Consider the following 12,618-nt stretch of genomic DNA (forward strand, 5'->3'; position numbering starts at 1 on the left):
TAAGAGAAAATAGCGGTCGTTTTCCTTTATACAAAGAAATAAATAAACTTTAATAAATAAAATGACATCTTGTAGTCAATGATAATTTTAAAAAAAAATAAAATTATAAATGTAACGATTTTATAAGGGAAAAAAAATATTTAATAAAACTTTATATGGTATCATTATATGTAATATATATAAATATTATATTTATTTTGAAAGGGAAATTTATGAAAAAAACGGTTAGTAAAAATCAAATTTCAAAAATAAAAGATAAAAATACCGAAACGTTTACACACGGAGAAGAAATTGGAAATTTTGTAAGTCATACTGTAGGTTCGGGATTATCGATTATTGCACTTTTTGTTCTTACAATAAGAGCCAGCTGGACACATAACATAGGAACCATTATTTCGTTTATGGTATTTGGATTTGGATTGATTGTACTTTATACAATGTCATCTATATATCATGGTCTACATCCAGGTATTGCAAAAAGAGTTTTTGAAATATTAGATCATTCTGCAATTTATATTTTAATTGCGGCATCGTATACGCCATTCTTATATCTTGTTGTAGATTCTCCAACAAATAAAATTATTTTAGCTTTGCAATGGATAACTTGTTTTTTAGGAATTTTATTTAAAGTATTTTTTACTGGAAAATTTAAAATTTTTTCCACTTTACTGTATCTTTTTATGGGATGGATGATTGTAATAGCTTGGGGAAGTTTAATAACAAATATAAATAAAATATCATTAATTTTCCTTATAATCGGTGGTCTTCTGTATTCATTAGGTACCATTTTTTATCAATGGAAAATATGTAAATTTAATCATATGATTTGGCATATTTTTGTCATGCTGGGAAGTATCGCCCATTTTATTTCAGTATTTTATCTAATTTAAATATATTTATTTGTAAATTATACTTAAAAAATTAGCTACTTTTCAGTGAAGTGGTTGTTTTTTTTGAAAAACTAATTGAAAGGAACTTTTTAATGGGAAGAAAATCTAAAATATCCAATGAACTGAAAATCGAACTTATTAAAAAAGTGTTAGAGGAAAACGAAAGTATCAGGAGCATCGCCAAAGAATACGGCATTTCAAAATCTGCTCTGACAACTTGGAAAAAAAAGTACATTGAATTAGGCGAAGAAAGTATCACTACTTCAGGTAAAAATAAGCATTACTCGAAAGAAGTCCGTGAAAAAGCTGTTTTAGAATACTTAAACGGTCAAAGTTCCCTATTCGATATATGCAAACATTATAAAATTTCTTCAGTGAGCGTATTAAATTATTGGATTCGTGATTACAGAAAAAATAGAGATTTAGATGGAAATATTATTCGTCGAAAAAAACATGTAAGAATTGATTTGGAAAGAAAAGTCAGTATTGTAGAATATTGTATTGCTAATTACTATAACTACAATGAAACTATAAAAAAATTTGGTATCTCATACCAACAGATTTATTCTTGGGTAAAAAAATATGAACAAGGTGGCGTTGAAGCCTTAATTGATAATAGAGGAAAAAGAAAATAATAATTTTAAAAATAAAATTCCTAAAAAACTGTCATAATATTTTGATAGTTTTTTTATAATTTCCAATAATTCTTCGATAATCATAAATTTATAAAAAAACTACTTTAAAGTCAAGTTTTTTCTAGCTTTAAAATAGTTTTTTATTTTTTTATATTTCAACTTCTTCTGTTTTATCAGAATCTTTTGTATCATTATTTTCAGTAATTTCATCATCTAAATTATCTTTTTTAGTTTCTTTGGTTTCATTTGGATTTTTTTTAACTTCGTCAACCGGCACAAATTTTCTTTTAGGGTTACTAAAATAGACAATTCCAATTACCGCAATCACAATCATAATAATACTTATTAAATACGGCATTCTTATTGAAGTTCCTGGCACTCTTAAATCTTCTGCTCTAAATGTACTTACAAACATTCTTATAAGTGCATACATTATTAAATAGATCATTGTCAACACTCCAGGATTTTTTTCTTTTTTTCGAAAATAAAACCATAAAATTATAAATGCTATTAAATTCAAAAATCCTTCGTACAGCATCGCCGGATGAAGCGGTAAATTTGGAAATTCCGAACCTGCAGGCGTATCTAAGGGAAATTTTAGTCCCCAAGGTACAACTTCTTTAAATCTTGCCTGCATACTAGCGCTCATTGACTGATATCGCACCCACCATTCGTTAAATCTTCCCGAAAAAATAACGCTAAGCGGTGTAAACGTTGGCACACCATGAATTTCTCCATTTGCCAAATTTCCAAAACGACCTAAAAACTGACCAAATAGCAGTGCTCCCACTGCCATATCAGTCAATACCCATAAATTAATCTTTCTTTTTTTAGCAAATAAATAAGCTCCTATAAATCCACCGATTATTCCACCGTGAATTGCAAGCCCGCCTTGCCAAACATAAAATATGGATAGCGGATTTCCTATATAATCTCCAAATTTGAAGATTACATAATATAGTCTAGCACCAATCAATCCTGAAAGTATTGTTGTAAATGCAAAATCTTCTATAATTTTTCTATCAGTAATTCCCCGCTTTTCTGCCACGTCATCAGCAATTCCGATAAATATTCCGCATAAAAAAGCTAAAATATACATAAGACTATATATTCTAAGTTCAAATCCTCCGATTTTAAATAAATACGGCTTCATTCATTTCTCCTATCTTTTTATCACTTCTTATTTTCCCAACTGTTTATTTAACTCTTCTTCAAAAATCACAAAAAAGTCATCAATTTGAGATTTTGAGATTTCTCCCAAAAGTCCTATTCTCATAAGACTCTGCGCATATTTTCCTTTTCCTCCTGTAACTGTGTAGCCTTTTTCTTCCAAAGCCGAAATTATTGATTTTATGACAACATCTTCCCTGTAAATTGAAACAAGTGTATTTGTTCTATTTTCTTCATTTTTTACAAGCAAGTTAAATCCTAATTTCTTTGCTTTTTCTTCAATATGTTTTCTCAAATCGTGTTTTTGCTGAATAATATTGTCAATACCTTTGTTTACCAAGTCTTTCAATGACGCATTAAGTGCCAAAATTAATGCAATCGCTGGAGTGTATGGAGTTTCTAAATTATTTTCAAAATATTTTTTATACTGTTTTAAATCAAAATAATATTTTGGTAAATCTGAACTTTCCATAGCTTTTTTGGCTTTATCACTAACTGCGACAAAAGCTAATCCTGGTGGTATTAAAAAAGCTTTTTGGCTTCCTGCTATTGCAACATCGACTCCCCACCCATCAAAATCAAAACTGTTTACCACAAGTCCGCTAATTGTGTCAACAACTAATAAAATATCAGTATTTTTAGTCAAATCTCCAACCGCTTTTACATCATTTAAAATTCCTACAGACGTTTCGCTGTGAGTCATTAAAATTCCTTTTAAATCTGGATTTTCTGAAATAACTTTTTTTACGTCATCTAATTTATAACTTTCTCCAAATTCATATTCCAAATTTATCATATCAAGTCCATAAATTTCTCCTATTTTTCTAAATCTATCTCCAAAATATCCAGTATTAATCACTAAAACTTTCTCTCCTTTTGAAAAAAAGTTTACAACTGCGGCTTCCATAACACCAGTTCCTGATGAAGTTACAACTGTTACATCATTTTTTGTCTTAAAAATCTTTTTTAAATATTCATTGTTTTCTTTCATGTATTCCCTGAATTTAGGTGTTCTGTGATGAATGATATCTTTTCCTAAAATTTCTAAATATCTTTCGGGTATGTTTGTAGGTCCCGGTGTCAATAATAATTTTGAACTCATAATAATTTTCCTCCTAAAATTTTATTTATTATAATTCTTTTGTTAATTTATCGTATTTCAATAAATTTGTCAAAATTTCTTCAACATTTTCTAATTTTAACATATTTGGTCCATCTGAAAGTCCTCTGTCGGGATCTGGATGAACTTCTGCAAAAATTCCGTCCACTCCAACAGAAACGGCCGCTCTAGCTAGCGGATAGGCATACTCTCTGTTCCCATCCGTACTGTCGCCTTTTCCACCTGGAATTTGTACTGAATGTGTTGCATCAAACACAACGGGATGCCCAAATTTTCTCATTTCCAAAAGTCCACGCATATCCACAACCAAATTGTTATAGCCAAAAGTCGCTCCTCTTTCACAAAGCATTACATTCTCATTTCCAACTTCACGAAATTTATTCACAACGTTTTTCATATCCCATGGTGCCAAAAACTGTCCTTTCTTTATATTTACAGCTTTCCCAGTTTTTGCCGCTGCCACAAGTAAATCCGTCTGTCTGCACAGAAATGCTGGAATTTGCAATAAATCAATGATTTCTTTAGCTTTTTCACACTGCCAAGGTTCGTGAATATCTGTAGCCAATGCTACACCATATTTTTCCTTAACCCTTGCCAGAATTTCCAAACCTTTATCTAATCCTGGTCCACGAAAAGATGAGATTGAAGAACGGTTAGCCTTGTCAAAAGATGCCTTAAAAATGTAGTCAATACCTAATTTATCAGTAATTTCTTTCATTTTTCCAGCAACTTCCATGACTAAATCTTCGGATTCAATCACACAAGGTCCCGCAATAAGAAATATTTTCTTATTACCAACCGTTATCTTATCAGTAATTTTTACTTTTTTTACTCTATCTATCAACATAACTTTTATCCTTTCTGAAAAACTTCTGTTATATTTTACCACAACATCAATTTTTTTGCTAACTTTTTTTAATTTCTAAAAAACAGAAATTTTACTCTTTCCAATTTTTTTATTCCCATTTTCAAATAATTTTTTAAATTTTGCAATTTCATAAAATGAGCCACAAATGACGATTGCTTTATAATTTCCCATTTCTTTTGCTTTTTCATAAGCGACTAAAATATCATCTTCAAAAACAATGTTTTCTAAAAAAATATCTTTATTTTTTAATTTTTTGATTTCTTTTTTTATTTCCTCAGAAGACATTCCGTAAGTTACATCTTTTAACGAAGTTACAAAAATCTTATTTGAAAACTTTTGGATTTTTTGAAAAATTGGCACAAAATCTTTTGTCTTTAACATCGAAGTTATAAAAATCACTTCATTTTTTCTATACAAAAAAGACAAATTTTCAAACAAAACTTTTATCGAATCTTCGTTATGTGCCACGTCCAAAATTGTAAACGGTTTTTTTGAAAAAATTTCAAATCTACCAGGCAATTTTAAATGACTAATCCCATTTTGAATTTCTTTGTCAGAAATTTCAAACTGTTTTGCAATTTCATAACAAACTAAAAAATTATTTCCTTGAAATTTTCCAAAAAGTGGCAATTCAAATTGTTTGATTTTTCCATCATCTTCAAATTTCACAGTTGTCGTGAAATTTTTTTTATTAAGTTTAATGTCAATATTTTTATATTTTTTTAAAACATTAATAGATTTTTTAGTCTTTTTATCTATCTCATTTTCAAGCTCAATTAAATTTTGTGAATATACACAAAGTTGTCCATTTTTTATAATTCCCGCCTTTTCAAAAGCAATTTCCTTTAATGTATTGCCAAGTATTGCCGTATGGTCAAAACTCACATTTGTTATTACTGAAATCACTGAATTTACAACATTTGTCGCATCAAGTCTGCCACCTAATCCCGTTTCCAAAATTATAACTTCTGCGTTCTCGTCTTCGAAAAATAAAAGCGCAATAAAAGTCGTAATTTCAAAAAAGTTAATTTTTAATTTCAAATCATTTAAAATTTTTTTTAAAATTTCATAATATTTTTGTACTTTTTCATCACAAATCATCTTTTTATTTGAGACAATTCTTTCATTATACTTCAAAATATGTGGAGAAGTAAATTTACAAACAGAATATCCTGAATAAAAAAATATATTTTCCAAAAAAGTACTAGTAGAACCTTTTCCATTTGTCCCAGCAATATGAATTATTTTTTTATTTTTACAAGGTTCTCCCAAAAGTTTATAAATTTTTTTCAGATCATCAATATTTTCCCTGCGATTTTTATTTCTCAAGCTAAAAATTTCTTCTAAAATTTTTTCTATTTTCATATTTTTCCTTTTTATACAAAAAAAGAGCTTTACGCTCTTTTACTATTTTTTCTTAGATTCTTGGAATTTTTCCCATACACCCGCTTTTGTTAAAATACTTTTTATTGTATCAGTTGGTTGAGCTCCATTTGACAAATATTTTAAAATTTCTTCTTCTTTTAACACAACTTGCTTATCATCTTCGGCAAGTGGATTATAAGTCCCTAAATAAGCAACTGCTTTTCCATCTCTTTTAGATAAATTTTCCATTGCAGCTATTCTGTAAAAAGGTACTTTTTTTCTTCCTATTCTAGTTAATCTTATTTTTAACATTAATTTTCCTCCAAATTTTTATTTACTAAAAAGATTATACAAAAAAAATCAATTTATGTCAAGTATTTTTTCTTTACAATATTTTTTAAATGTCAAAAGCTAACTGGGGCACGGGGGTGCGGTGATAAGCACTTCTGCTAAAAAAAGACATAGAAAAATTTTACTCAAAAGAAAATACAAAATCAAATAAATAACAATTTTAATTGTATAATATTCCAAATTTTATCATAAAAAACATTATTATAAATGCAACTAAAAATCCTAGTATCCCACCTGCAATGACTTCTTTTATACTGTGAATTCCAGATTTTACACGACTTTGAGCGACTAATCCTGCCATAAATAACACCAAAAGTAAAACTCTTATATCGCTTATCATAAAAATTAAAATTCCAAAAGTTGCAAAAGCTACTGCACTATGACCACTTGGCATTCCACCTTCAAGCGGAGTTCCCTTGCTATAAAACGATTTTAGGACTATTACAAGAATCGAAACTAGAATTAAAATTAAAATTGAAATATTTCCTTTTCTTCCTGCAATTATATGTAGTTTATTTTGAGTATCAAAAATATCAAGTAATTTGTCATAAAACAGTAAATATCCGACACAAATTGCATTTATTGCTGCGACTAGTACCGCTCCTGCTGCAACATCCTTGGCTAATTTTGCAAGTGGATGCCGCTCTGGCGAAATCAAATCCACAAGTGCTTCAACTGCAGTATTCATAAGTTCTGTTATGATTACAAAAGCAACGGACACTGAAATTAACAAAATTTCAACTTTACTCGCATTTGTCAAAATCGCAAGAATTACTATTAAAATTGCAGAAAGTATGTGAAATTTCATATGCTTTTCATTTTGTAGTGCCGAAGTCAAGCCTTCTATCGCATAGTTAAAGCTATCCACAAGGCGCCTATCGTGCTCACGCTCCTTTCTTATATCCCAGTTATATTTATCTTCCTTATGAAAAAATGAAAAAAATCCTTTTTTCCTTTTATTTTCTTTTTCTTTTTTCCACTATCTTTTATGTCATTTATGTCATTACCCTTTGTTAATTCATTTTCCCTCTTATTTTTCATAAAATTACACCTTCTTTCTATTTTTTAACAGAGTCTAATTTCTTTCATAATTAAATGCAGACAAAATTTCTTCTTCTCTTTTCCTCATAACAACTTTATCATCTGGCTCAATGTGATCGTATCCCAATAAATGCAACATTCCATGACACAACACATAATAAAACTCTCTTTTATCAGAGTGTCCGTACTCACTTGACTGTTCTTTTACTCTGTCAATAGAAATTACAATATCCCCGAGCATATTTATTTCTCCAAAATTTTCCGTTTCGTTGTATGCAAAGGAAATTACATCTGTTGGCATATCTTTATTTCTGTATTCACGGTTAATCTTTTGAATTTCTTCATTTGTCGTAATCAAAATTGACAAATAATATTCATTTTCATCATATTCTTTCTTTTTTTCATCTTTTAAAATATAATTTACAAATTCTTTTATCTTTTTTTCGTCAAAAAAATCATCTATTTTTGGTATATTATAACTTATATCTACATCTAGCATTTTTTTAACCTTTCTTTATTTTTATTTCTTTATTTTTTCATCCATCTTTGGATATTTTATTCTTTCGTGATAAACACCTCTTAATGTTACAACGAATGACTGAATTATTTTTTCAATTTCTCCTAATGTAAGATTTGCGTTCGACAACTGATTATCTTCAATTTTAGTTTTCACTAGATATCTAATAAATCGCTCGATATTTTCCTTACTTTTATTTTCAAGCGTTCGAGTTGCCGCTTCCACTGTATCTGCCAAAAGAATAATTCCAGATTCTTTTGTTGACGGTTTTGGTCCGCTATATCTAAAATTATTTTCGATAACTTCTTCTCCGCTTTCTAGCGCCTTATAATAGAAATATTGCGTCAAAGTTGTACCATGATGTTCCAATATCACATTTAATATTTCTTTCGGAAGTTTATTTTCCTTTCCCATAATGTAGCCGTCTTTTGTGTGAGAAGTCAGTATCAATGCACTTAATGATGGTTTTATCTTGTTGTGTGGATTTACTCCGCCACCTTGGTTTTCCACAAAAAATTCTGGTCTTTTCATTTTTCCAATATCGTGATAATATGAAGCAATTCTTGCAAACGTAGCATTTGCACCTATTGATTCCGCTGCACTTTCTGCAAGAGCTCCAACCATTATGCTGTGATGAAATGTCCCAGATGCTTTAAGTAGCAGCTGCTTTAACAAAGTATGTGAAAAATCGCTTAGTTCCAGCAATTTTATATCGGTCAAAATATCAAACGTATTTTCAAAATATGGAAGAAGTCCCACGGTTAAAACTCCAGTTAGAATTCCAGAACCCACAGATTCGATGATTAAAACTCCGATAAGAGTTATTTCCATCTGGTTTACCATCCCGTAACTAAATGTAATTATTGACTGAAAAATTCCTAAAAATAGACTTATTTTTATGACATCACTTCTATTTGTCAGCTTATCCGCTTTATAAATTGCCGCAAGCGACATCGCTATCATTATAAATAACCAAAATTCTTCTCTTGATAAAATTATCATATCCATAAATGTAATTATTGCCGCAAACATCCGATTTCCCAATATTGTTGTTATAATAGGCAAGGTTGTAAACGGTATTAAATATACAATAAATGGAAATTTATTAAACGTACAAACATATATCAAATTTAGTATTATCATTGTTATACATACCGCAAAATACACATTCGATTCAATTACATCCCTCGAATTTTTTTTCAAAACATAGTAAAGTAAACTCATCGCTATTATAAATGTGCAAGTCAAACCAATAACTTTTTTTACTTTATCTTCTGTTCTTATAAGATTTAATTTTTTTAATTTTAAATAGGCGTTTGCATCTATCACTTCGCCTTTTCTTACAATAATATCCCCTTTATAAATTTTAATTTCTCTATTTTTCAAAAAATCTATACTGTCGGCTACTTTTTTTTCTGTTTCCTTATCATTGATTTTTAAATTTGGTTTTAAAAAATTTTTAAGTAACTTCATATCTAAATAATCTATTTCCAAATCCTTTTTTCTTGCAACTTCTTCCAAATCTTCTTTTTTTAATATTCCTGCACTATAAATTTTTGAAACATAGTCGGAAATATCTCCTGTATATTCATAATCTTCATTTCTTTTTATCAAATTTCGTATATCTTCAGTCGTAAAATCATATTTATTTCTGTGAATATAACTTTGTATTTCCTCGTCTGAAGAAGTTTGCAGCAATTTAATTTCTCTAAAAAATTTATTTATACTGATTATAGTTTGTCTATTTACACCAGGAATTTTATCATATTCTGGCGTTGTTGTCTGAAGAATTCTATCTTGAAGTATATCGTCAACCAAATCTGTCAAATAAATGGCATTTTTGGGAGCAATGATATCTGAAGTTGCCACACTTCCAACTTTGTAATCGACTTTTAACTTCGAATATTCTATGAAAAAACCAAAACAGAAAAATAATACAACTAACCCCAAAAACCTTTTTTCAAAATGTTTTTTTTCTCTTTCTTCCTTCTTCTTCACTTTTTTCATTTCAAATACAAATTCACGACTCAAAATTTTTACTTTCATTTTCTTCCCCTTCTCAATTATTTCATTAATTTTATCATTTCATCTCTATCTTTTATAATAATATTTTTAGGTAAAACTGTTAAAAATTTTCTTCCGTACATTTTTTTTATTACTCTATTGTCTAAAATTATTATATTTCCAGTATCGTTTTTGCTCCTTATAAGCCTTCCAATACCTTGTTTAAATTTAATCACAGCTTGAGGAACTTGATATTCTACAAATGGATTTTGCCCGTTATTTTTGATATTTTCGATTATAGCTTCGGTAACTGGATCGCTTGGAACCCTAAAAGGTAATTTTGTTATAATTACCATTTTTAATTGCTCCCCTTGCACATCCACCCCTTCCCAGAAACTATCCGTTCCAAATAATATGGGGTTTTTTGAATTTTTAAAAAGCGTTATCATCTCATGTCTAGGATAATCATTTTGTTTAATCAAAGTATAATCCTTTTCTGAAAAAATTTTTTTTAATTTACTGTATAAATAATTTAATGCACTGTAAGATGTGAATAGCAAAAAACAGTGCCCTTTTGTCGCTTTTATACTTTTTATAACAAATTCCTGTACGTCATTCATAAATTCCAAATTTGACGGATCAAGCGTATCAGCGGGAATAAAAACTTTCATTTGTTTTTCATAATTAAACGGAGATTTTATTATTTTTTCACCAATTTTTTTATTTTTTTCATTTTTTAATCCAATATTTTTTTTGTAATAATCAAATTTATTGTCAACGGCAAGAGTAGCCGAAGTAAATATCATTCTATCGAGTTTTGAAATCAAATTTTCGTTTAATTCTTTTGATATATCAAATGGCGTCGCATACAATTTAATATTTGAACGTTTTGTTGTAATTCCAACCCAGTAAACATAACCTTCCTCTTCTCCCTCAAAAATAAATTCAAATTTTCTAAAAAATAGTTTCAATCTTTCAAAATATCTTGTAAACTCAAATATATATCCCTCTTTATCCTCCAATTTATATTTATTTACGACATTTAAAAATTTATTTATTTTTAAATTCAAATTTCCATTTTTTTCCTTAAAACTCATATTCATTTTTATTATTTTTTTAAAATCCTTGTCGAAAGCTAGACTTTCTCTATCAATTTTAGCTTTAACTTCGCTCTGATCTTTTCCACGTAAAAAAAATTTAATAAGAGCATTTAAAATTTCCATTCCCTTGTCGTAAAAACTGTTCAATTCTGACACGACATCTTCTTTTAATTCGTCAATTTTTTCATATTCACTCGCATCCAAATTCTCATTCAAATATGACGAAAGTCTTGGAAGCACTCCTGCATTATTCACTCCAGTCGATTTTCTGTTAAAAATCTGCCCTATAAGTCTACCAAAAGCAATTTTTGAAGTTTCTACTGTAAAATAATTTCTAGCTGTATCTTCAACGTTGTGCGCTTCATCGAAAACAACTATATCATAATTTGGCAAAATCGAATAATTTGTATAAAAACCCGATTGATTTCGTATCGCTAAATCTGCAAAGAACATATGGTGATTTACAACCAGAAGCGTCGCATCTGAGACATTTTTTCTAGCTGCGAAAAAATAACATTTTGAGTAATATGGACACTTTGAGCCTTTGCACATATCAACTTCGCTATTCACTTTTTCCCATATTTTATTTGAAACTTCATATTTTAATTCGCCTTTATCGCCATTTTTAGCTATATTTTTATCCCAATCTCTCAAATTTCTTATTATTTTTTTCTCAGTTTTTACCTCTATTGGATCATTTTCAATTTCAGAAATATCAATGTTATATAATTTCCTTTTGCAAAGATAATTCCCACGTCCTTTTACAATCTGATAATTAAAATCAACTCTCACAATTTTTTTTATCAAAGGAATGTCTTTACTCAAAAGCTGTTCCTGCAAATTAATCGTGTTTGTCGAAACTATCACTTTTAAACCATTTTTTAGTGCATACAGCAATGTTGGAAGCAAGTAAGCTATTGTTTTTCCCGTTCCCGTTCCTGCTTCGACTATTAATTTTATGTTTTCATTCATACTTTTTTCAATGCACTTTGCCATTTCATACTGCTCCTGACGCAGCTCAAAATTTGAAATATTTTTTTCAATCACGCCCTTTTCACTAAAAAATTCATCTATATTTATTTTTTCAAATTTTTTCAAGGGAACAATTACATTTATCTCACTAATATTAAGATTAACTATGTAAAATGCCCCACCAGCTTCCCCATAAATTTGCGCAATTTTAACATCGGCGTCGGATGGAACTAATTCTTTAGGATATACTCTTACTATGACTTCATTTTTTTTCATTTTTTTTAACACAGATGCAAAAGAATCAACTTCATCTGCGACAATAATTTCAACATCAGTAATAATTCCATTTTCATCAGGTATTCCACGAAAAATTATATCTTCTCCATCTAGTTTTTTTACTTTTTGCCTCAATATTTTAATCGCTCTCACATCAATAAATTCTGAAATTTCCATTTTTCCTCCTATACTAAAGATTTTACTATATATAAAGCTTTTTTTCAATAAATTAAATGAAATTTTTTAAAAAATTTTAAATAAAAAAATAACTCTAATATAGATTTTTTAAATCTATAAAGAGTTATTCTT

12 protein-coding genes are annotated in these 12,618 nt (G+C 28.7%); 2 read left to right on the plus strand and 10 right to left on the minus strand.

Annotated elements, in window-relative coordinates; genetic code table 11:
- Positions 1-212: 212 nt before the first annotated feature.
- Both trhA and AXF11_RS01955 read left to right on the plus strand, forming a co-directional pair.
- Entirely contained in the window at positions 213-890 is a 678-nt protein-coding gene (gene trhA / locus AXF11_RS01950) for a PAQR family membrane homeostasis protein TrhA (protein ID WP_068154442.1), read from the plus strand.
- Positions 891-982: 92 nt separating this feature from the next.
- On the plus strand, positions 983-1,525 hold the full coding sequence (locus tag AXF11_RS01955) for a helix-turn-helix domain-containing protein (RefSeq protein WP_068154445.1): 543 nt from the start codon (positions 983-985) through the stop codon (positions 1,523-1,525).
- Between the two features lie 148 nt (positions 1,526-1,673).
- On the opposite strand, the gene lgt is transcribed toward AXF11_RS01955, so the two are convergent.
- The 10 genes from lgt to AXF11_RS02000 all read right to left on the minus strand — a co-directional run bounded on the left by lgt (position 1,674) and on the right by AXF11_RS02000 (position 12,486).
- The gene (gene lgt, locus AXF11_RS01960) at positions 1,674-2,678 is read right to left on the minus strand and encodes a prolipoprotein diacylglyceryl transferase (protein WP_082729361.1); all 1,005 of its coding nucleotides are present in this window, start codon (positions 2,676-2,678) and stop codon (positions 1,674-1,676) included.
- A gap of 27 nt (positions 2,679-2,705) precedes the next feature.
- On the minus strand, positions 2,706-3,797 hold the full coding sequence (locus tag AXF11_RS01965) for a pyridoxal-phosphate-dependent aminotransferase family protein (protein WP_068154447.1): 1,092 nt from the start codon (positions 3,795-3,797) through the stop codon (positions 2,706-2,708).
- Positions 3,798-3,825: 28 nt separating this feature from the next.
- Positions 3,826-4,662 carry a 3-deoxy-8-phosphooctulonate synthase gene (gene kdsA, locus AXF11_RS01970; RefSeq protein ID WP_068154448.1) on the minus strand — a complete coding sequence of 279 codons (837 nt, stop codon included), beginning with the start codon at positions 4,660-4,662 and terminating at the stop codon, positions 3,826-3,828.
- A 75-nt stretch (positions 4,663-4,737) separates the two neighbouring features.
- A complete protein-coding gene (locus AXF11_RS01975) occupies positions 4,738-6,048 on the minus strand; it encodes a bifunctional folylpolyglutamate synthase/dihydrofolate synthase (protein WP_068154450.1) in 1,311 nt (436 codons plus the stop codon).
- Positions 6,049-6,090: 42 nt separating this feature from the next.
- Entirely contained in the window at positions 6,091-6,360 is a 270-nt protein-coding gene (gene rpsP / locus AXF11_RS01980; protein ID WP_068154452.1) for a 30S ribosomal protein S16, read from the minus strand.
- Positions 6,361-6,559: 199 nt separating this feature from the next.
- Positions 6,560-7,267 carry a diacylglycerol kinase gene (locus AXF11_RS01985; RefSeq protein ID WP_231724733.1) on the minus strand — a complete coding sequence of 236 codons (708 nt, stop codon included), beginning with the start codon at positions 7,265-7,267 and terminating at the stop codon, positions 6,560-6,562.
- A 29-nt stretch (positions 7,268-7,296) separates the two neighbouring features.
- Positions 7,297-7,440 (minus strand): hypothetical protein, encoded by a 144-nt coding sequence (locus tag AXF11_RS10535; RefSeq protein WP_156440361.1) that lies wholly within the window; start codon positions 7,438-7,440, stop codon positions 7,297-7,299.
- 34 nt (positions 7,441-7,474) lie between these two features.
- Positions 7,475-7,939 carry an rRNA maturation RNase YbeY gene (ybeY, locus tag AXF11_RS01990; protein WP_068154456.1) on the minus strand — a complete coding sequence of 155 codons (465 nt, stop codon included), beginning with the start codon at positions 7,937-7,939 and terminating at the stop codon, positions 7,475-7,477.
- Positions 7,940-7,960: 21 nt separating this feature from the next.
- Entirely contained in the window at positions 7,961-10,003 is a 2,043-nt protein-coding gene (locus AXF11_RS01995) for an HD family phosphohydrolase (protein WP_068154458.1), read from the minus strand.
- A gap of 17 nt (positions 10,004-10,020) precedes the next feature.
- A complete protein-coding gene (locus tag AXF11_RS02000) occupies positions 10,021-12,486 on the minus strand; it encodes an ATP-dependent DNA helicase (protein ID WP_068154460.1) in 2,466 nt (821 codons plus the stop codon).
- Positions 12,487-12,618: the final 132 nt, after the last annotated feature.

Source organism: Leptotrichia sp. oral taxon 847 (assembly GCF_001553645.1).
GTDB lineage: Bacteria > Fusobacteriota > Fusobacteriia > Fusobacteriales > Leptotrichiaceae > Leptotrichia.